Consider the following 19,371-nt stretch of genomic DNA (forward strand, 5'->3'; position numbering starts at 1 on the left):
GCGGCCATAACGTTCCGCACCGCTTATTGTTCCAATGGAACGAACCTGAGATCGTTTGAACGAGCGCATGTAAGGCAAACCAATTTAATGCTAAGATGAGCAACGATATTCGTGTTTTATGCTAGTAATGGACGAGAGATCTGGCCCACACAAACGTGTTTGGTTCCTCTGCGAAGAATGTCTCTCTCGTTATACATCACATCCTGGCGTTGATTGCCCAACAAGATCGAGCTTTGAAATGCCGACAATAACAATCAAGTCCGAAGAACAGAAGCACGCTGAAGCCGATGTTGAGCGTGTTCATGACGACCTCGGTCCCTTCGTCGTTGCCGCCGAGACGACGCGAATGGCCATGGTGTTTACGAACGCGAAAGAACCTGACAATCCGATAATTTTTGCCAATGACAGCTTTCTTTCTTTGACCGGGTACGATCGGGAGGAAGTGCTCGGTCAAAGTTTCAACTTTCTGACGGCACACGCCTCCGATGCTAGATCGCTGGCAACGATTGCATCCGAATTTGAGGGCAACTCGGCAGGGGGATCGGAAATTCGCTACCGCCGCAAGGACGGCAGCGAATTCTGGGCAGCAATCTTCATTAGCCCGGTTCGGGATGAACGCGGGGACGTTGTCCAGCATTTTGCCTCCTTCGCTGATCTCACCAAACACAGGGAGGAGGAAGCACACTCCAGACGGCTCATCGATGAACTCAACCATCGCGTCAAGAACACTCTGTCGACGGTGCAATCGATTGTCTGGCAGGTGTTGCGGGCAACGTCTGATCCCAAGGCAATCCGAGACGCTATCGAGTCGCGTCTATCGGCGCTATCCCGGTCGCACGACTTGTTGACCCGCAAGAATTGGGAAAGCGCGGGGTTGCTCGATGTGGTCAACGATGCCTTGCAACCATTCGGGGTCACGGGCGGTCGGGCACAGCGCATTGTCATTACGGGCGAGAACATTCTTTTTCCGCCAAAAGCAGCCTTGGCCCTTGGCATTGCGTTCAACGAACTTGCGACCAATGCCGTGAAGTATGGTGCGTTTTCGAATGGCGCTGGGTCAGTGCTGATCGATTGGAAGATCCAGCCGGCTCCGCAGGGCAGCCGGCTGATCCTGACCTGGCAGGAGAAGGACGGTCCGCCTGTCGTGACACCCTCAAATAAAGGCTTTGGCTCGCGCATGATCGAGAGCGGTCTGGCCCAGGAACTGGAAGGCATGGTGCACCTCGACTATCTGCCAGACGGCGTGGTCTGCACGATCAACATTCCCGCCCCACAAGATGCTCGTGGAGGATAACTTGCTTACTGGCCGCAGCGTCCTCGTGATCGAGGATGAAATGCTGATCCTTATGATGATTGAAGACATGCTGGCCGACCTCGGATGCGAGTCCGTGACCTCCGCCGCCACCATCGATCAGGCCATTACCCTGATTAATGGGCAGGTGTTCGATGCCGCCATGCTGGATATGAATCTCAATGGCAAGAACAGCCGCGCTGTAGCCGACGCGCTTGCGGCACGCGGTGTTCCGTTTGTCTTTTCCACCGGCAACAGCGTTCACGATGTTTGGGACGGCTACAACGGCCATGCCATCCTCAGGAAACCGTTCAGCAATGACGAACTGGTCGATATGCTTACACGTCTTCTCTTTCCGAATGGCGTTGCCATTCCGGGTACTTCCTGACGACTTCCGGACGTACAAGGTTGGTCAGTCCTGCGTGTGATTGGGACGGAGCGACGCAGAATCATCCAAATCCGTGCCTGCTGCGTATTTGCCAGACTGAGCGAGAAGTGAGCAGTATCTCGAGACTATCTACGTCGCGGAAAATTGAGAAGCGGATCTACGTCTCTGCCAGAAACCGCAGGAGTTCACGCGCGAGTTCGTCTGGAGCTTCCTCCGCCGTATGGTGTCCGCAATCAATCCCACGTCCACGTAAGGCAGCCGTCCATGGCCGCCATGTTGCTGGAATTAGTCGAACCAAGGGGTGTTTTGATTTAACAGGTTGAAAAGCCGAAACCATTCGGATGCCTCACAACGGAGACTATTGGCACGCCAACACGCATTACCTCGTGATCGTTTTGCTAATAATGCACCCAACTGGTGTTCTCGACATTATATCTCTGCTTCCTTGGCAGCTTCGACAAAGACCGACCGTGCCATCTCGCCGGTTGCGCCGCCATCCTCCGCCTCCAGGCAGGCCTGTTGCGCCAAACCATGAAGCCTTCCGCGTTTTCCCGGCCATTCATTTGCGAGAAAGTCGGCCGCCTTAGTCACCGAACTGATGTTCCGGAGTTTGCCGGGTTGTGCCGATTCAACGGTCACCGATTTGAAATATATGTTTTCCATGAGCGAGCAACGCCGCAGGATGAATTGTGGTTCCAAATCAAGAATCGGATTTGGCGTTTTGTCCGGGAGAACATTTAATTGCGCGTACGATTGACGAGCGTAATGTGACGCGCATCAGTGCCTCTTTCCTGTGTACCACTACCGTGTCTCAGAAATTGGTCGGCTGTGCAGAGTGACATTCAACTATGGCAATTTTCTCCGTGCGGCACATTACAGTATATCGCTACCAGCGACCGGTGAACTTCGGCGAACATCGGCTGATGTTCCGGCCTCGGGACAGCTACGACCAGAGGCTCCTCGGCGCAAGCCTGATGGTGGATCCGCAACCCGGTGATGTTCGCTGGATCCACGACGTCTTCGGCAATTGCGTCACGCTCGTTGAAATTCCTGTCCCGGCCTCTGAATTACGCTTCGAAACCCGCATCCGCCTTGACCATACACCCCAGGCGGCCCCGGATCTTCAGATAGACGCCGAAGCTCTAACCTATCCTTTCACCTATAGTTTCGGACGAAATCTCGGATCTTGCGTGCACCATCGAACGTCAGTACCTCGACGACGATGAGCCCGGCAATTTGTTCGGGTCGGACGGCCAACCGACACCGGCGCGCTGTTGATGACCTTGTGCTATGCCATCCACGAGAGCTTTGCCTATGCGCGTCGTCTGGAGACCGGAACCCAGCCGCCGCTGATCACCTTGCGGCTGCGGCGCGGTACTTGTCGCGATTTTGCGCTGTTGATGATGGAGGCGGTGCGATCGCTCGGCCTGGCGGCGCGCTTTGTCACCGGATACGTCTATGTTGCCGAACGCGACGGTTCGGACACGCGCGGCGGCGGAGCCACCCATGCCTGGTGTCAGGTCTACCTCCCCGGTGCCGGATGGGTGGAGTTCGATCCGACCAACGGCATCGTCGGCAATCGGGATCTGATCCGGGTCGCAGTGGCCCGCGAGCCGCGCCAGGCCATCCCGCTAACGGGAAGCTACGCCGGCGTTGCGGCGGATTATGCGGGAATGTCCGTGCAAGTAAATGTGACGACGGACGGCACCAATCAAGTTTTCGATGAGCAGCTCGGCGTGCCAACGGAACCGTCCGAGGCGGTCAGCGTTCCTCCCTAGCTTTTGCCAAATCGTCAAAGACCGCTGAGACAAGGGGCTACAATGAAAATCCGTGCCGGTTTCACATTGGGCTACGAATGCCCGCAACCAACCCCTATGCTGCTCATCCTCAGCATTCATCCGTCGCGCCGCGGCGATCTCTTGACCGATCAGATCCTGACCTTCGATCGTCCGATTGACGCACGGGACTACACCGACGGCTTCGGCAACGCATGCACCCGGATCGTGGCTCCCGCCGGCCTGAGCACGATATCGACCGACTTCGAGATCTACGACAGCGGTCAGCCCGATATTGTCGCCGAAGATGCCATTCAGCATGGTATCAATGATTTGCCGGACGACGCGCTGGTGTTTCTGCTCGGCAGCCGTTATTGCGAGACCGATCGCCTCGGTGATTTTGCCTGGTCCCAGTTCGCTTCGACGCCGCCCGGATGGCGCCGAGTTCAGGCGATTTGTGACTTCGTGCACAATCATATTACCTTCGACTATCAAAATGCCGATGCGCAGAGGACTGCGCATGGCGGATACGTCGACAAGACCGGCGTCTGCCGTGATTTCGCTCATCTCGCCATCACGCTTTGCCGCTGCATGAACATTCCCGCCCGTTACTGCACCGGGTATCTCGGCGACATTGGAGTTCCGCCCGACCCTGTTCCGATGGATTTCAGCGCCTGGTTCGAGGTCTATCTCGGCGGCCGCTGGGTAACGTTCGATCCCCGCCACAACGCGCCGAGAATCGGGCAGATTCTTATGGCCACCGGTCGCGATGCCACTGACGTGGCGCTTTCGACCAGCTTCGGTCCGTCGGTGCTGGCGCGCTTCGAAGTTGTCACCGAGGAAGTGCTGACAACCTAGAAATCTGTTCCCTGGCCCTTTAATTGGCTCTCAGTGTCACATTGAACGATCGCCATCCGATTGGTCTGGCTGCCATCAATCGTGATATTCCATAACGCGCCAAAGCCTTGCAAATATAAAGCGTTTCGCCGCCTTCAGATCACGACTTTGCTGAAGGTAAACTCGACGGTATTCCGTTGCCGTCAATGGCGCGGTAGAGGTTGCGGGACGAACCACACACTTCCGACGATGGCCGCTGGCCGCTACACCGGGGGCTTTGGGTGGTTGATGAGCGCGGCGTCACCGCAATTGCTCCTCCTTCGATAAGACAAAGTCGTACCGAAGGCATGAAAGGGCATCGCCTCGCGGCGGCGTTTCGTCTGAGCACTGCCAATAGCCGCTGGTAACCGATGAGGTGGACGCCCCCACTCGACGGCATCATGTGCCAGAATGGTTGTGTTGGAACCATCAAGAGAGGAAGCGTCCATGGAAAAGATTAGCATAGTCGGCCTGGACCTGGCCAAGAATACCATCCAGCTGCATGCAGCTTGCGCGTACGGCTCGGTGAGCCTTCGCCGAAGAATATCGCGTGGCAAGCTGCTGCAGTTCCTATCGACGATCGATCGGTGCACAGTGGCGATGGAGGCCTGTGCCGGCAGCCACCACTGGGGACGGGAGATTGCGAAACTCGGACACACGGTTCGGCTGATCGCGCCGATATATGTAAAGCCCTTCGTCAAGCGGCAAAAGAACGATGCTGCGGATGCGGAGGCGATTTGCTAAGCTGCAATGCGCCCGACCATGCGCTTTGTGGCGGTTAAAAGCGAAACCCGGCAGGCGTCCGCCGCTGTCTTCAAGGTACGCGATCTGCTGGTGCGGCAAAAGACGCAGATTATCAATGCCCTGCGCGGCCACATGGCCGAGTTTGGGGTGGTGGTGCCACAAGGATCGACACATGTCGGCACACTGATCGCCGATGTTGAGGATCCCCACTCCGCGCTACCGGAGCCAGCACGCCTTCCGTGCCTGGCCCTTGTTTCCAACGCTGCGCTTGCTAATCGACAGGATTCGGGAACTGGATCAGGAGATCGCCTGGAGAGCACAACAGGATGATGTCGCCAGACGGCTGATGACGATCCCCGGCGTTGGACCGATCGTTGCGACGGCTCTTGAAGCTTTGGCGCCTCCTTTCGAGACCTTTGCCCGTGGCAGGGATTTCTCGGCATGGATGGGGCTGACACCGCGGCAGCATTCCACTGGTGGCAAGGCCCGCCTTGGGAAAACCTCGAAAATGGGGCAACGGGATTTGCGGCGATTGTTAATCAATGGAGCTGCGACTGTCGTGCGCTGGGCCGCACGCCGTGGCTGTCCTGAAGGATCGTGGCTGTCGCGGATGATCGGGAGAAAACCGCCCATGCTTGTCATCGTGGCACTTGCCAATCGAATGGCACGCATCGCTTGGGCGCTGATGACAAAGGGCGGTCGCTACGAGGTAGCAGCGGCATGAGATCAGCTCTGGCAGAAAGGTTAATCTGACTGCCATTGCGGATGGAGACAGGTCGAATGGAGGATATGGACAAACGGTCAATGAGATGGGGTCAGGAAAACCACGAAAAGGAACATGCACTTCGCGTGCGAGTAACCGAGTTGGACCTGATCCGCGCACTCCCATATGGGCCCGCGGCGTTGATGGCCGCAACACGAGGCCGGACACACGTCAGCACCCAACCACTTTGTTCATCGCCACCCGTAAGATTTTGCTTGCATCCGGCGGGGCAATGGTATGGACCCCGCTCTCCCGGTGAGGTGGAATCTCGAACATCAATTGCAATGAAGGAGGAGTGTCATGCAAGCTGTTCGGATAGGTCTTGATCTAGCGAAATATGTCTTTGACGTTCACGGCGTAGACGACCACGGCAAGGTTGTCTTGCGCAAAACACTGCGTCGTGCCGCGGTGACTGCGTTCTTCGCCAATCTGCCGCCGTGTCTGGTCGGGATGGAAGCCTCGAACGGAGCACATTATTGGGCAAGAGTGTTCACCGATCTCGGTCACGAAGTCCGGCTGATCAGCCCTCAGTTCGTAACGCCGTATGTGAAGTCGAACAAGAACGACCGGAATGATGCGGAAGCCATCTGCGAAGCTGTCAGCCGGCCCTCAATGCGCTTCGTGCCGCCGAAATCGGCGGATCAACTGGCGGTGCAAGCCGTTCATCGCATTCGTCGGCGTCTGGTTGCAGACCGGGTCAGGCTCGTCAATCAGATTCTGCGGGCTTCTTTCTGAACATGGGATTGTCATTGCCCGTGATATCACGCAACTGCGACGCAGCCTTGCCGACATTGTCGGGAACATCGATGACGGCCTCAGCGATCTTGTCCGGTCGCTCATGAGGGATCTGCAGGCGGAAATGGCCGAACTCGACGTCCGAATAAAGTCCTTTGACCAGCGGATACGCGAGATCTTCCGCAATAGCGAGCAGTGCCAGCGGCTCGGGAAGATTGAAGGCATTGGCCCTGTGACCGCAACGGCATTGATCGCTGCCGCGGGAGACAGAACTTCTTTCAAAAATGGTCGCCAGTTTGCCGCATGGCTAGGCCTTGTACCAAAGCAGCAATCGAGTGGCGGGCGCGCTCGCTTGTTTGGCATCAGTAAGCGCGGCGATCGCTATTTGCGCACACTGCTCATCCATGGCGCTCGAGCGGCGTTGGGTCGCGCAGGTGGCAAGCAGGATCCGCGCAGCCTATGGCTCGGCAAATTACGACAACGGCGCCACCCCAACATCGCGGCGGTCGCGCTCGCCAACAAGAACGCGCGTATCGTCTGGGCTATGCTCTCCGGCGACACGCTCTATGAGCCTGCCCTGTCGGTAAAAGCGAACTGAGACGCACAGAGCTTCGAAAGACGAGGAGGTTTACCCCTGGCAATTGCAGCAAATGGCAGGAGATGGAAATACGGTCACCCCGTCGCTTCCCGAACCTGATGTGTGGACCGGCATGGCATAGGCTAATGTCTTCGGGGCATTGAGGTGGAAGCGGGCGAAAACCCATCGAGGCTCGCGGCGACGAATATTCGCGCTGCATTACGAAGCCGGATATACGTCAGCAGTCGTGACCATTGATCCTAATCCAGAAAACCTGTTGCAATCGGGCGGGGTCCATATACGTCCACACACGTTCCTTTGAAAATGCTGATAACAGAGGATTTTCGTCGAAACCAATTGGTGCTTTAAAGTCTACAATGCCCCTTCGACTTCGCGAAAACGGGGCCAATGATCACCTTGAAGAGAACCGAGGACCACGTAGTTGGCTTGTCATGTCGGAGGCTTACAACACGACCACGAAACATTGGTTTGTGTAGTTAGATGATCACCTACATGTCAACTCGGTGGGGCAAAGCGGCGCGAACGCCGCTGTTATCTGAGTGTACACTTTGAACCTACGAGTGTCACTGACCCAGATCACCGGCGGCATGGCCGGCTAACGAAACGACACACCCCGGCTTACCATTTTCGATGCCACCTATGGCCCGCTCCCACTGGAGCGCACAGCGGAGATCGTTGTTCTCATCAAGGAGTTCGCGTTGTCGGACATGGCCGCGGGAACGCTCGTTGGAGACCTGCAATGGTCCAGCCAACGCGTTAATTTACTGGCTTTTGCTCCGAGTGTTCGCTATCCGACTTGGTTTGTCGTGAGGACCAAGCTTCAAGGAATTTGGTGATTGTGCGCCACCAACAACGCTGATGCACAGATAACTGGAGGGGGCTGCGCGTTTCGCCAGGTTCACCCGAGGTCGTAATAGATATCGCAAATCAGGTCGGCCACCCTGACCGCCTCGAAATCCGTCATGCGCGCCGCGTTTTCCACCGCTACCGTCTCTAAATCATCCTGATCGTCGACCGCCAGCAGATCCAGGAGCCGGGCAAATTTGATCTTGAGTTCGCTGTCGCCTTCAAATTCGTCGATGGTGACCTGCAGGATGCTTTGTGTCGCGTCGATGACGCGGGTCTGGATGCTACCGGTCGAGGCCGCAAGAGTGCGTATCGCCGCGAAGAATTGCTCGCGCGCATTCGCGTGTCGTTCGTCCATGTGGGTACTTACTTTCTTTGCGATCCGGGCACCCGGGACGGAAGAGTGCGAAGACGGCTTACGAGATCGGGGAATACCAGTCGCCTTAAGACCACAGCGTGCCGGGGCGTTACCCGGCAACGGTTTCAAGTGATCTCACGCCACGACCATAGCCTGGTCCGACCTCTCATAGCAGGATTGAGCGATCACATCCAGCTTCGCCGGCCGGTATATTTCCCTCGATTATTGCATTCCCAGTCGCATCTGCCGTCAGCGGCAAGTTGGTCTGGTGGCGATAATTCTCTTGTTCGCCACAGTGCGCTACCATCAAGTAATTACAGACATCAGGGCATTTGCAAGTACAAGGACGATGCCATGCCGAGCACTCCGAACCGAAGAGCGGACTTTTGCGTGATCCGATCGGTGCCAAAAGTCTGAATTAACTTTAGCTGTGCCACCCCGATCAAGGCTGTACGACAAACCAGGCATCCGTTGGGGTGATGAAAGAAATGTTCCGCTCTGCGGGATTGAGCGTACTTCCGCAACAAAAGCAGGCCGGAGGTTGCAAGCCCTCGCATCCGGCAGGGTAGGAGGGCATTACGGTGGATCTCTACACCATGTGCGGATTGCTTTTGCCTTTCATGGCAACGAGCTCTGGACCTAATTCAGGCGCTAGCAAATCGTGTTTCTTCGCGAATGCCACGAACAAACCGCGAGCCGTTTCCGTCTCGATTTCTCCCGTCAGGGCAGCGCGACACGCTTTGAAGGCAAAATTGTGCGTACCATCGCGACTATGAACCGGCCAGTCCGCCAGCAGCTGATAAGCTTCCATTACCGTGCCAATTTTCGTGGGCAGTCCGAGACCGACAAGAACAGAGACCGGTGATTTGAAAAAGTTAGCCTTCATGGCAGTCCCTCGTGATCTGCTTTGATGGAAAGGGAAGGCGCACACCGCGCCTTCCCTTTAGCTTAGGCGGCCTTTTTATTTTTCGTCTCGGAAAGGTCCATTGAACCAGAAACGGTATTGTGAATACCGATGGGGATTTTTCGTGGTTTCATAGCTTCGGGGATTTCCCGGACCAGTTCAACGTTCAATAGCCCGTTCGTCATCGCAGCCCCGGTTACCCGCACGTGATCCGCAAGTTCAAAGCGATATTCGAAGGGGCGGGCCGCGATGCCTCGATGCAGATATTCCGAGGCCTGGGATTCATCCTTTTTCCCAATAATGGTCAGGAGATTTGACTGGTAAGTCAAATCCAGATCCTCCTGAGCAAAACCGGCTACAGCAACCGTGATCCTGTAGGTGTCTTCACCGGTCTTGACGATATCATAGGGAGGCCAGTCGCTGATTGATCTTGTGCGCGCTGGGCATTTTCCAGAAGATTGAAGACACGGTCAAAGCCGACACTGGACCGGAACAGTGGCGCGAAATTGGAATTTGCTGTCATAGTCACATCCTCTTTGAAGCAACATGACGCCGAGACGCCGAAGCTGACGCCTCGAAGCGGTATCGATCCTATATTTAGCGATCGACGCGGAATGATTTGGTTTGGCGATTGGAGAATTCAGAAGCGCCCGCAAAAAAATTTATCGTTCCTTATCTTGAAATATCGAAGAGCGTTAGTTTGACATTGGCAGGCTTTGAGCGTAACCACCTGTTGTCGATATTGCTTGTTTGACTTTTGTTATCGTGCGCTGGCAGCGTGCCCTGGACGAACTTCCCCCTTCAAAATCGAAATCGTCATCCGCGATGCTTTTGCGTTGCGGTATCTTAAATTGCTATGAAAGGGTTCGCTATGACCACTGGCACAGTTAAATGGTTCAATTCCACAAAAGGCTTCGGCTTCATCCAACCTGATAATGGCGGGACAGATGCGTTTGTTCATATTTCCGCAGTTGAACGCGCAGGTATGCGCGAGATCGTTGAGGGCCAGAAGGTCGGATATGAGCTGGAACGCGACAACAAGTCTGGCAAGATGTCAGCTTGCAATTTGCAAGCGATATAGAATTTGGTGACTGCTTTCCTTTGACCACGGATGTACAGGCACTGTCGAAAGCAAGCTAAGCAGAAAGGTCAGGCATTTGTCTGGCCTTTTTTATTTTCAAAGAACAGGGAGCATTCTGCTGGGGCTCTGCCTATCCTGAAAAATAATGAATCATATCAACGGAGGTTTCGATGCCAGATCCGGCTAATGAATTGCAGGCGAGTAATACAGCGTGGCAAATTGCCATGCAGGAAATTTTACGGATGGTTGTTCGGGACATTTATAAAACGGGCGATGAAGGCATTTTCAAATCGCACATCAAACGTATTGAAGAGGCCGCCGTGGATAGTATTTATAGCGGCTTGATGCTTCGGGGAACTGACGAATGGACGGAAACGCTTGTCAAAGAGAAAGCAAGCAACTTCGTTACAACTCTGCTGACTTCATTCACATATGATCGGGCCTAGCAGCCGCCCAGATCCGAGGGACGCGGACCCTTTTACACAGAAATCTCGGTGAGATATGCTTATTCCCCAGCGCATCCCATGGCAATCAGCTCCACGCAGTGTGCGCTTTGGGCCAGATGCGGCCAGTTTGATCGCCGTGAACGGAAACGGTCGGGGGTGAGAGATCCCAAAACCTGTCAGCGAACCTTCCACTTCGCGCTTGTGACTGGGTGTCCGCAATTCACAATCGGACCTCCGGTGCCAGCTTCCTCAAACTCGGCTGATCAAGACAAGCGAAACCAGACGAAACTGGCTGCACGTTGCGATATAAAAGATATTTTCGAGACCGGGCAGTGCTGGCTTGATGTTGGCCCATGCGCCGCGCGCGGCCATCTCTAGGCGCAAGGCATCACTGTCGTAGGCGCGATCGGCGAGCAGCACGTCGCCGCCGCCGAGCGTATCGAGCATGTCGGCGGCGCTCCTGCCATCGTGTGCTTGTCCGGGCGTTAGCTTGAGCGCGATCGGCAGGCCGCGCGCATCGACCAGCGCGTGGATCTTGGTGGTCAGTCCACCGCGCGAGCGCCCCATGCATCTGTCGCCAGGCTCACGCCCCGGGGGCGGTATCCGGCGCGCCCCCTTTTTACCGTTGGCACCATGCTGGTGAACCCGGATCGACGAGCTGTCGATCATCTGCACATCGCCATCGTAAGCCCTTGATACAGCATCGAAGAGCCGGTCCCATACGTCCGCCTTGCGCCATCTGACGAAGCGGTTGTAGCAGGTCGTATACGGGCCGTAGCGCTCGGGAATGTCCGCCCACGGCGAGCCGGTCCGAAGATGCCAGTAAATCCCGTTCAGAACACGCCGGTCGTCAACCCGAGGCACCCCGCGCGGCTTGCTCGGTAGCAGCGGCTCGATCACCGACCACTCGAAATCCGTCAACTCGTAGCGAGGCAGGCCCATCAGCAGCTCCCGTCAAGAAGCTTGAATCAGAACCTTGCAGCTACCGCCAGCAGTTTATGAGTGCGTGACCTAGAGATGCGCGAGCGGGGCGCCGCGTTCATTGCAAAGACAACCGCGTTTACTTTCGTTTCCGATCATTATCGGATCGCTCAGGTGAACTGGGGCGATACAGCCTGCTACCTTCAAGCTCCCAATGAACGAATGACGGCTTCCAGGGTCGCCAACCGGCACACCGAACGACCGATTTGGAGGCGTTTTACGGTCCGGCAGCTTCCGGCCCCTTTCGGTCATTCAAGTTCTCTGGCTCATGATTGCTCTAGGGACCATTTTGATCCCTCGCCTTGAGCGGAATCGAACCGCAGATCCACTCAATGCGGTTTCCTGAAGTTCGGTTCCAGACTGGCTATTATGCGACTGTCGAAGCACATATCGAGAACATTGGCCATAGCGGCCAAGCCCGCCACTTGGGCATCGAAAGTCTGCACAATCCAGGCAGACAGGGTCTTTGAGTTTTTGGAAATATGGATATTCACATCGTATTGAATTTTAGCTTTTCTTGGCAAATAGAACGTCAAGATTTTTTTGACTTTTTGCGTGGCCCTGTTTGGCAGCTTTGAGCCACCACTCGGAGGCCAACGCATCGTCTTGCTTACCGATACCCTTGAAGTACATGAAGCCAAGATTGAACTGGGCATCTGCATTTCCCTGGACTGCGGCCTTGCGGAACCAAAGCTCTGCCTGCTTATAGTCCTGTGTTACAGCTTTGCCATGAACATACAGAGAACCAAGATTGTATTGGGCCTCAGCATTCCCGTTGTCAGCAGCTTTGCGGTACCATTCGAGAGCGATCTCGACGTTTTGCGGCACACCCGTCCCGCGTGAATACATAGTGGCAAGATTGTATTGTGCCTTGGCATCACCCTGCTCGGCAGCTTTGCGATACCAAAATACAGCCTGAGTGAAGTCTCGCGATACGCCTTTACCTGTATCGAACATCAGTCCGAGATTACTTTGAGCGTCCGCATTCCCTTGTACCGCAGCTCTGCGATACCATTCGGCCGCCACAGCGGAATCCTGTGCTACCCCTCGTCCCATGGTGTACATTGCCCCGAGACTGACCTGAGCAAACGAATATCCCTGTTCCGCAGCCTTCCGATACCAATCAGCAGCCTGCAAATCACTCTGTCCGACGACTGTACCATGGAGATACAGCGTTCCAATCGCGTTTTGAGCTTCTGCATTGCCCTGGTCCGCAGCCTTGCGATACCCGCCGCAAGTTCATCGTTCCGCGCCAGGCCTCTGCCCTCGGCATACATTATGCCAAGATTAAAATGAGCGTGGTCAAATCCTTGCGCTGCAGCCTTGCCGTACCATTCCACGGCTTGCGCGTAGTTCTTCGCGACACCTGTGCCATTGGAATACATCGTGCCAAGGTTGTATTGAGCTTCCACCAGTCCTTGCACTGCTGCCATGCTATACAACTTCAAGGCCATGTCATGGTCTTGTGAAACGCCCAACCCGTTTGCGAAGAGGAGTGCAAGTCCATATTGAGCCGGGGCGGAGCCCCGCTCGGCGAGAGGTTTCCATTCCTTATAAGCTTCAGAGTATTTCTTGGCTTGAAAGGCTGCCTCTCCCTCTGCTTGGCCTGCCAGGGTGGCACCGGACGCCGCGATGGAGATTGCAACAACAATCGGATAGACGATTGCTCGCATGGGGTAAACTTTCACGCCAAAGTCGCAATAAACTGCAATTGAAGGGGTTCGCCGATAAAATGGGCGCAAAGGATCACCTATGAGAAGGTATTTGAACGCATCCGCCGCAGCCTGCCCTATCAACTATTCCGCAGACCTCAAATAGTTGAATAATTGGAAAATGCAGTGCCGAACGAATACTGTCAATTGGCTTCTTATGAGCGGCCATACTAATAATATAACTCTCTGCTAACCGCCAACCTAGCCGACCCTGTAGGGCATTTTCACCCCTGAGCTCGTTGGATGATCGCAACCGTGATCATGCCCGCAGCGATGCGTTGCGAGGATGTCTGGAATGCGGATCGATACCCATCCTGGTTCAACCTTAAAAGCTGCGAGAAACCCTTCCTTTGAAAATGCCGATAATAGCATTTTTTTGACTGATTTTCATTGCTTCCAAAATGTCTACAATCAACGTATCGGGTGCAAGAAGTATTTGATCCAATTGTGGATTCAGAGAATGTTGAGCCACTGCCAGCTCGCGTTCACCATGAGCGTTCTTCGCCCGATCGGTGCATGATAGTCCGGATAGATATCAATCTGCGGCGTCAAACGATTGGTAAGGTAGTGGACCGGCAAAAAGAGCTGCCGCATCGCTTCGTGTGTTGTAGTCGCGTTATAGAGATTACACATACTGCTCTTTCTAGGTTCGGCAAATGGACAAGTTTTTTGAGCGATCAACGGAGGAAACCATGACCCAAGTCAAAGACATTGATATATCTGCTACACCACCTCAAAACGAGGATTGGGTCTTGATCGAGAAGGTCGATGAGAAATTCGTCGCCGACGGATCGGTGTCCGCGATAGATGGGCCTGCATACTACCAACCCGAGCCATTTGATACGCTTGACGAAGCAGTAACAGCTGCCGCTGGTTTGGGCCGAAAAGAACGACGTTCCATTTGTTTATGTGCGGGCTAGCCAATAAGAGACGCGCCAGGCTGCTTCTGGGCCGCTAGCAGTTCTTCTTCCAATCGTCTGGCGCGAGCCATTCTCCGCTCCAGGCAATCAGAAATGCCTCGGCATTCTTGCGGCTCGAAAAACAAAGACGCTGCAGTAGGCGGCTTCCTCGTCGAAGTAGGGGCGACGACAAGAACTGTTCCAAATCATACGCTCTCATGACTGTCATGGGGATGAGAAAGCATAGAGGTACATCGCCGACTTTGCATCGGCGTCATCTGATTTCAACCTGACCGGTGTGCCGCGATCCGATCGGACGACGATTGATCATGCTCTCATCCGCGGATTGGTTACCGCATTTCCCATTTTCGTCGCGGGCCTTCCTCTGTCTAACGGACGGGCATGAGCTACAAAGAGCTCGCCCTATCGTACGGCGATCTCCAAATATTGTTTGCTACCAATATATAGGAGAACTTCGCGTCCGGTTTGTTTAGGAATGAAGTGTCAGTGCAGGGTTGGCTGGATAATAGCATTATGTTTTATCCAACAATCCCTTGGCGACCATGTCCTCGAGATGACGCTTGGCGTCACTGTCACCCTGCTCGGCGGCTTTGCGCCACCAAAACACGGCTTGCGCGTTATCTTGCGGTACACCTCTGCCTTGGAAATACATCACGCCCATATTGTATTGAGCTTCCGAATTTCCGTGCTCGGCAGCTTTACGCCACCAATGAACAGCTTGTCCGGCGTCTTCCGGCGCTCCTTTGCCTTGTGCATACATGAAGCCAAGATATTGCTGAGCTTCGGCGTTTCCTTGGTCGGCAGCTTTGTGCCACCATTGAAAGGCCTGAGACTCGTCCCTATGAATGCCCCTCCCATTATAGTACATAAGTCCTACATAGGTTTGGACACTCGCTTCGCCACGCGTTGCGGCTTTGAGATACCACTGAACGGCCTCGGTATCGTTTTGGGGAACCCCCGGCCTTCAGAATACCTGACGCCAAGATCTTTTTGAGCTTCGGTGTTTCCCTGCTCGGCAGCTTTGCGTAGCCATTGAATGGCTTGTGGTTCGTCCATCGGGACCCCTTTGCCTTGGGAATACATGACTCCAAGATAATATTGAGCGTGAGCGTTACCCTGCTCAGCCGATTTGCACCACCAACGAACTGCTTGGGTCTCATCACGCGGCACGCCTTTGCCTTCTGAGTACATTACGCCAAGGTTATACTGCGCTTCAGCATTTCCCCGTTCGGACGCCCTACTCCACCACTGAAGGACTTGCGTATCATCATGCGGCACGCCTTTGCCTTGGGCATACATGGCTCCGAGATAATATTGAGCGTCAACATGCCCTTGCTCGGCCGCCTTTCGCCACCAATGAACCGCTTCCGTATCGCTCTGCAATACACCTTTGCCTTGGGAATACATGACGCCGACATTATACTGGGCCTCTAGATACCCTTGGTCAGCTGCCATTTTGAACCATTTGACCGCCAAGGAATCATCCGCTGGGACGCCAAATCCTTGGATGTACATCGTCGCAATTTGGTATTGTGCAATCGCATCGCCACGATCCGCCAAGACCTTCCATTCATTGAAAGTTTTCAGATAATTCTTGGAATCGAATGCGGACCTTGCATCGGAAGCATCTCCGATGGCCACCGTCGGCATCATACTTGCTGTTGCAACAGCAAACCAGCCAAGCACGACAAGCGCAACGCTTATACTTGTTCGCATCTTCGAAGGACTACTTCTAACAACTTTTTTATAGCAAACGACGAATTTCATCGATCACTTTTCTTAATGATCAGCCACTATCCGCACGTATTGTTATCCCATTGCCTTAAATACTGTCAATCAGCAATAACATTAAACTCGTTTTATCTTTATTCGCTCCCCATCAGCAGTAAAAATCTGGATATTTTCTATTAAACAAAAGCATATTTATTAATTACCTCCCAATGCCTAAACAGAACATATCTTATGCTGATTCCAGCCTCAGATTTTAGATATTCGTTATCAGGACTAAAAATTATTGAAGGTTCTGGAATCAACCATTTTCAAAGATTTCACTTTCATACTCCGTAATGAAATTCCGATTATTGTTGTCGGAGGAATTCGATTGCGCGCCGGGGCGCAAATCATGCTCTGCCAGAGAGGTTGGCTGACAGGAAAGCTTGAACACCCGTTCGGCCGAGGGATCAATTTTCCAAGTTGAGGTCGAGGACCTGGATACTGTCCTGACGGCATTGGCAGAAGTGCGATGGCCGCTCTTTCGATCACCAAAAGAAAGCTGGTATCGCATTGGTGCAGGCGAGGAGAACGGTGCAAGAGAATTACTTGTCCAGGATCCTGACGGATATCTTGTGCGCCTTTCGCAAAACATCGGCAAACGTGTGATCGGCTGACCTGAATACCCACGAACGCTGATTATAGAGAGAGCACAAGCAAGCCCGTCTGCACGGCCTTATCGTAGCAAGCCGCCGCGATCAGCAGGACTACGTGGCCGCGCTTAATGCCGCGGATATTCGACCCATTGTGGATCGAACTTTCGCTTTCGCGCAATTGCCAGAAGCTTTCCAATACCAAGCGAGTGGCGCCCATTTCGGCAAGATCTGCGTCGAGTGGTGATTCCGCGGGCAAGATTGACGGAAGCCACGCGGAGGACAGACGAAGTAGCTTTGGCATTCGAGACTAGGTCGAGGTACGCACCACAAGCCGACCGCGAATATTGACGGTGATCTTTTCCCGCTGGCCGAGGAGCATCGCAATTACCGCATCGACCATCTCGGATACGGGCTGCCCATAGGTTGTCAGTCCATAGGACGGCGACGCCGCGAATGCGGCGTTGTCGAACCCGACGACGGCTATATCTTCCGGAACTCTCAACTTGAACTCGCTGCGGATGACGTCGAGCGCGCCGAAAGCCAGAGCGTCATTCTCGCACATGAGGACATCAACACGGTCTGTCGCGGGCGTCTTCTCGAGATAGCGGCGCGCAGCTTCGGCGCCGGCATCGACGCTGTAGCGATCCGCCGCGATTTCCAGCAAGTCGGTGTCGCGTTCACGCCTCCAGAATTCTTTGAAGTTCCGGCGACGGCCGAGAGCCGTCGAGAGGGTTCGCGGCCCACACATGAAGCCCGGTCGATGATAGCCACGCTCCAGGAGGTGCTTGCCAATTTCCGCGATGGCAACGTCGGTGTCACATGAAACCGCCGGTACGCCCTCGATTTGGCTGTCGCGGGCGAGCACGAACATCGGAGCGCTCCCCCCGCCGAGCTTCCGGTCGTTGAGGGTCTCGTCGCGAAACGCCGTTCCGAGCAGAATGATCGCGTCGACCTGGCGCTGCTCCGCATTCAGGATGGCGTGAATATGGTTGTAGTGGTCATTAATGTTGACGAGGATCGCGACCAGACCTTTGGCCTGCAGCGCGGCGGTTAGTGTCTCCAGAAACGGAAGTTTGTGCGGGTTGCCGAAGTCGTCAACGAGGACCGCGACCTGATGCGTCAGATTGGTGGCCAGGCTTCGCGCCAGAAGATTGGGGCGGTAATTGAGCTTCTCGGCGGCGGCCAGGACCTTGGCCTTGCTCACCTCGGTAATGGAAGAGCCCGGCGTAAACGCACGGATCACCGTCCACTTCGAGACTCCAGCCTCGATGGCCACGTGCTGAGCCGTTGCGCGCTTCATACAAACTCCCTCCCTGCTTCAGAACGTTTATTCCATTTTTTCCGGAATGCGAAATGACCAGTTGATTTTTCTGCACAGCAATCTTATAACGCATCTCGTTTGCTACCGGTAGCAAAAAAGTATGCACCCGCAGCAAGTAGGGAGGAGGCGCCGTCTCGGCGCTCGTTGGTTCTCGCGCTTTGGGCGTGGGACAGTTTTGGAGGAGTTTGTAATGAAGTCATTTCTTCGCAGAATCGTGCTCGGTGTCGCAGTTGTTGGAGCGCTCGGCGCTGCTGCAGGTTCGGCACTCGCTCAGGAGGTTTCCATCATCGCCGTGACCCACGGCCAGGCCTCCGATCCATTCTGGTCGATCGTCAAGAACGGCATGATGCAGGCTGGCAAGGACAGCAGCGTCAAAGTCGACTATCGAGCCCCTGAAACATTCGACATGGTCGCCATGTCCCAGTTGATCGAAGCCGCGGTCAACCAGAACCCTGCCGGCATCGTCATCTCCAATCCGGATCCGGATGCGCTCGGCCCGGCTATTGAAAAGGCCGTGGCTGCTGGCATTCCGGTAATTTCCATGAATTCCGGCATCGCTGCGGCTTCGAAGCTGGGGATCAAACTTCATGTCGGTCAGGAAGAGCTTTCGGCCGGCAAGACCGTTGGGGAGCGCCTCGCCGGGTTGGGTTTGAAGCATGTTCTCTGCGTCAACCAGGAAGTCGGCAACGCGGCGCTCGATCAGCGCTGCCAGGGTGTTACCGAAGGTTTTGCTGGCGGCAAGGTTACGGTCCTGCCGACCTCTGCCGATCCGGCCGAGATTGAAGCCAAAATCCAGGCGGCTTTGACGTCCGATACGTCGATCGACCTTGTCCTCGGGCTATCGGCCCCGTTGGTCGGCGAGCGCGCTGTCGCCGTCGTTGAGAAGATGGGCAATGGCGACAAGGTAAAGGTCGCATCCTACGATCTGTCGGCAAGCTTCCTGCAGGCTGTCGCCGACGGCAAGGCACTCTTTGCAGTCGATCAGCAGCCTTACCTTCAGGGCTATCTGCCGGTCACCTTCCTGGCGCTCAATTCCCGATACGGCACGATCCCGGCGGGAAATGTTGCATCTGGCCCGAGCTTTGTGACGCAGGAGACGGCCGCGCAGGTCATCGAGAAATCCGCCCAGGGCATCCGCTAACGCGGGTCCGCGGCGCCCTCCGCACCAGGATGCGGAGGGCGTACACTCTTTCAGTTCCATAACGGCTTGCAGTTGAGTGCCCTTTTCGTCCGGGACCGTCCGACATCTGAAGGTAGCACCCGCAA

Annotated in this window: 15 protein-coding genes and 11 pseudogenes; 13 read left to right on the plus strand and 13 right to left on the minus strand. The window is 55.0% G+C overall.

Going from position 1 to position 19,371, the window contains the following annotated elements; all coding sequences use genetic code 11:
* Positions 1-238 precede the first annotated feature (238 nt).
* Positions 239-1,294, plus strand: coding sequence for an HWE histidine kinase domain-containing protein (locus N8E89_RS28710; RefSeq protein WP_262263515.1), 1,056 nt, complete (start codon positions 239-241; stop codon positions 1,292-1,294).
* A gap of 1 nt (position 1,295) precedes the next feature.
* Positions 1,296-1,679 carry a response regulator gene (locus tag N8E89_RS28715; RefSeq protein WP_262263516.1) on the plus strand — a complete coding sequence of 128 codons (384 nt, stop codon included), beginning with the start codon at positions 1,296-1,298 and terminating at the stop codon, positions 1,677-1,679.
* 429 nt (positions 1,680-2,108) lie between these two features.
* On the opposite strand, the gene N8E89_RS28725 is transcribed toward N8E89_RS28715, so the two are convergent.
* Positions 2,109-2,342: a DUF982 domain-containing protein gene (locus N8E89_RS28725; RefSeq protein ID WP_262263517.1), complete on the minus strand. Its 234-nt coding sequence runs from the start codon at positions 2,340-2,342 to the stop codon at positions 2,109-2,111.
* Positions 2,343-2,527: 185 nt separating this feature from the next.
* On the opposite strand from N8E89_RS28725, the pseudogene N8E89_RS28730 reads away from it, so the two are divergent.
* Both N8E89_RS28730 and N8E89_RS28735 read left to right on the plus strand, forming a co-directional pair.
* Positions 2,528-3,457, plus strand: a pseudogene (locus N8E89_RS28730) (transglutaminase N-terminal domain-containing protein).
* 42 nt (positions 3,458-3,499) lie between these two features.
* A complete protein-coding gene (locus tag N8E89_RS28735) occupies positions 3,500-4,312 on the plus strand; it encodes a transglutaminase-like domain-containing protein (protein ID WP_262263518.1) in 813 nt (270 codons plus the stop codon).
* 8 nt (positions 4,313-4,320) lie between these two features.
* Here N8E89_RS28735 and N8E89_RS28740 read toward each other — a convergent pair.
* Positions 4,321-4,508, minus strand: a pseudogene (locus tag N8E89_RS28740) (DDE-type integrase/transposase/recombinase); the annotation flags it as partial.
* A 5-nt stretch (positions 4,509-4,513) separates the two neighbouring features.
* Here N8E89_RS28740 and N8E89_RS28745 point away from each other — a divergent pair.
* The 3 pseudogenes from N8E89_RS28745 to N8E89_RS28755 form a co-directional block, all read left to right on the plus strand.
* Positions 4,514-4,698, plus strand: a pseudogene (locus N8E89_RS28745) (histidinol dehydrogenase); the annotation flags it as partial.
* Positions 4,699-4,777: 79 nt separating this feature from the next.
* Positions 4,778-5,798: pseudogene (locus tag N8E89_RS28750) on the plus strand (IS110 family transposase).
* 339 nt (positions 5,799-6,137) lie between these two features.
* Positions 6,138-7,170 (plus strand): annotated as a pseudogene (locus tag N8E89_RS28755) (IS110 family transposase).
* An 898-nt stretch (positions 7,171-8,068) separates the two neighbouring features.
* On the opposite strand, the gene N8E89_RS28760 reads toward N8E89_RS28755, so the two are convergent.
* The 3 genes and pseudogenes from N8E89_RS28760 to N8E89_RS28770 form a co-directional block, all read right to left on the minus strand.
* On the minus strand, positions 8,069-8,374 hold the full coding sequence (locus N8E89_RS28760) for a hypothetical protein (protein ID WP_262263519.1): 306 nt from the start codon (positions 8,372-8,374) through the stop codon (positions 8,069-8,071).
* Between the two features lie 589 nt (positions 8,375-8,963).
* The gene (locus N8E89_RS28765; protein ID WP_262263520.1) at positions 8,964-9,260 is read right to left on the minus strand and encodes a DUF982 domain-containing protein; all 297 of its coding nucleotides are present in this window, start codon (positions 9,258-9,260) and stop codon (positions 8,964-8,966) included.
* Positions 9,261-9,322: 62 nt separating this feature from the next.
* Positions 9,323-9,801 (minus strand): annotated as a pseudogene (locus N8E89_RS28770) (Hsp20 family protein).
* A gap of 348 nt (positions 9,802-10,149) precedes the next feature.
* Here N8E89_RS28770 and N8E89_RS28775 point away from each other — a divergent pair.
* Together N8E89_RS28775 and N8E89_RS28780 are read left to right on the plus strand one after the other, a co-directional pair.
* Positions 10,150-10,359, plus strand: a complete 210-nt coding sequence (locus N8E89_RS28775) for a cold-shock protein (protein WP_112532490.1) — start codon at positions 10,150-10,152, stop codon at positions 10,357-10,359.
* Between the two features lie 170 nt (positions 10,360-10,529).
* Entirely contained in the window at positions 10,530-10,805 is a 276-nt protein-coding gene (locus N8E89_RS28780; protein WP_262263521.1) for a hypothetical protein, read from the plus strand.
* Positions 10,806-11,141: 336 nt separating this feature from the next.
* Here the strand turns inward: N8E89_RS28780 and N8E89_RS28785 are convergent.
* The 5 genes and pseudogenes from N8E89_RS28785 to N8E89_RS28800 form a co-directional block, all read right to left on the minus strand.
* A pseudogene (locus N8E89_RS28785) lies at positions 11,142-11,747 on the minus strand (IS5 family transposase); the annotation flags it as partial.
* Between the two features lie 546 nt (positions 11,748-12,293).
* Entirely contained in the window at positions 12,294-12,812 is a 519-nt protein-coding gene (locus N8E89_RS28790; RefSeq protein WP_262263522.1) for a tetratricopeptide repeat protein, read from the minus strand.
* 6 nt (positions 12,813-12,818) lie between these two features.
* Positions 12,819-12,968 (minus strand): annotated as a pseudogene (locus N8E89_RS29685) (sel1 repeat family protein); the annotation flags it as partial.
* 173 nt (positions 12,969-13,141) lie between these two features.
* Positions 13,142-13,459: pseudogene (locus N8E89_RS29690) on the minus strand (tetratricopeptide repeat protein); the annotation flags it as partial.
* 492 nt (positions 13,460-13,951) lie between these two features.
* Positions 13,952-14,131: a hypothetical protein gene (locus N8E89_RS28800; protein ID WP_262263524.1), complete on the minus strand. Its 180-nt coding sequence runs from the start codon at positions 14,129-14,131 to the stop codon at positions 13,952-13,954.
* Between the two features lie 59 nt (positions 14,132-14,190).
* On the opposite strand from N8E89_RS28800, the gene N8E89_RS28805 reads away from it, so the two are divergent.
* The gene (locus N8E89_RS28805) at positions 14,191-14,418 is read left to right on the plus strand and encodes a hypothetical protein (RefSeq protein ID WP_262263525.1); all 228 of its coding nucleotides are present in this window, start codon (positions 14,191-14,193) and stop codon (positions 14,416-14,418) included.
* A 511-nt stretch (positions 14,419-14,929) separates the two neighbouring features.
* On the opposite strand, the gene N8E89_RS28810 is transcribed toward N8E89_RS28805, so the two are convergent.
* A complete protein-coding gene (locus tag N8E89_RS28810) occupies positions 14,930-15,286 on the minus strand; it encodes a tetratricopeptide repeat protein (protein ID WP_262263526.1) in 357 nt (118 codons plus the stop codon).
* 185 nt (positions 15,287-15,471) lie between these two features.
* Positions 15,472-16,185: pseudogene (locus tag N8E89_RS28815) on the minus strand (tetratricopeptide repeat protein); the annotation flags it as partial.
* 389 nt (positions 16,186-16,574) lie between these two features.
* On the opposite strand from N8E89_RS28815, the gene N8E89_RS28820 reads away from it, so the two are divergent.
* Positions 16,575-16,805: a VOC family protein gene (locus N8E89_RS28820; RefSeq protein ID WP_262263528.1), complete on the plus strand. Its 231-nt coding sequence runs from the start codon at positions 16,575-16,577 to the stop codon at positions 16,803-16,805.
* Between the two features lie 37 nt (positions 16,806-16,842).
* Positions 16,843-17,028, plus strand: a pseudogene (locus N8E89_RS28825) (zinc-binding dehydrogenase); the annotation flags it as partial.
* Positions 17,029-17,091: 63 nt separating this feature from the next.
* Here the strand turns inward: N8E89_RS28825 and N8E89_RS28830 are convergent.
* Positions 17,092-18,084: a LacI family DNA-binding transcriptional regulator gene (locus N8E89_RS28830; RefSeq protein ID WP_262263529.1), complete on the minus strand. Its 993-nt coding sequence runs from the start codon at positions 18,082-18,084 to the stop codon at positions 17,092-17,094.
* A 211-nt stretch (positions 18,085-18,295) separates the two neighbouring features.
* Between N8E89_RS28830 and N8E89_RS28835 the strand changes: the two genes are divergently transcribed.
* On the plus strand, positions 18,296-19,246 hold the full coding sequence (locus tag N8E89_RS28835; RefSeq protein ID WP_262263530.1) for a sugar ABC transporter substrate-binding protein: 951 nt from the start codon (positions 18,296-18,298) through the stop codon (positions 19,244-19,246).
* The last annotated feature ends 125 nt before the right edge of the window (positions 19,247-19,371 follow it).

This window comes from Phyllobacterium sp. A18/5-2 (genome assembly GCF_025452215.1).
Lineage (GTDB): Bacteria > Pseudomonadota > Alphaproteobacteria > Rhizobiales > Rhizobiaceae > Phyllobacterium > Phyllobacterium sophorae.

Excerpts from the sequence above, each read along its gene's own strand:
- N8E89_RS28775 (WP_112532490.1), top strand. The coding sequence starts at position 10,150 with ATGACCACTGGCACAGTTAAATGGTTCAATTCCACAAAAGGCTTCGGC.
- N8E89_RS28780 (WP_262263521.1), top strand. The coding sequence starts at position 10,530 with ATGCCAGATCCGGCTAATGAATTGCAGGCGAGTAATACAGCGTGGCAA.
- N8E89_RS28805 (WP_262263525.1), top strand. The coding sequence starts at position 14,191 with ATGACCCAAGTCAAAGACATTGATATATCTGCTACACCACCTCAAAAC.
- N8E89_RS28760 (WP_262263519.1), bottom strand. The coding sequence starts at position 8,374 with ATGGACGAACGACACGCGAATGCGCGCGAGCAATTCTTCGCGGCGATA.
- N8E89_RS28735 (WP_262263518.1), top strand. The coding sequence starts at position 3,500 with ATGAAAATCCGTGCCGGTTTCACATTGGGCTACGAATGCCCGCAACCA.
- N8E89_RS28765 (WP_262263520.1), bottom strand. The coding sequence starts at position 9,260 with ATGAAGGCTAACTTTTTCAAATCACCGGTCTCTGTTCTTGTCGGTCTC.
- N8E89_RS28835 (WP_262263530.1), top strand. The coding sequence starts at position 18,296 with ATGAAGTCATTTCTTCGCAGAATCGTGCTCGGTGTCGCAGTTGTTGGA.
- N8E89_RS28725 (WP_262263517.1), bottom strand. The coding sequence starts at position 2,342 with ATGGAAAACATATATTTCAAATCGGTGACCGTTGAATCGGCACAACCC.
- N8E89_RS28830 (WP_262263529.1), bottom strand. The coding sequence starts at position 18,084 with ATGAAGCGCGCAACGGCTCAGCACGTGGCCATCGAGGCTGGAGTCTCG.
- N8E89_RS28800 (WP_262263524.1), bottom strand. The coding sequence starts at position 14,131 with ATGTGTAATCTCTATAACGCGACTACAACACACGAAGCGATGCGGCAG.
- N8E89_RS28710 (WP_262263515.1), top strand. The coding sequence starts at position 239 with ATGCCGACAATAACAATCAAGTCCGAAGAACAGAAGCACGCTGAAGCC.
- N8E89_RS28810 (WP_262263526.1), bottom strand. The coding sequence starts at position 15,286 with ATGTACTATAATGGGAGGGGCATTCATAGGGACGAGTCTCAGGCCTTT.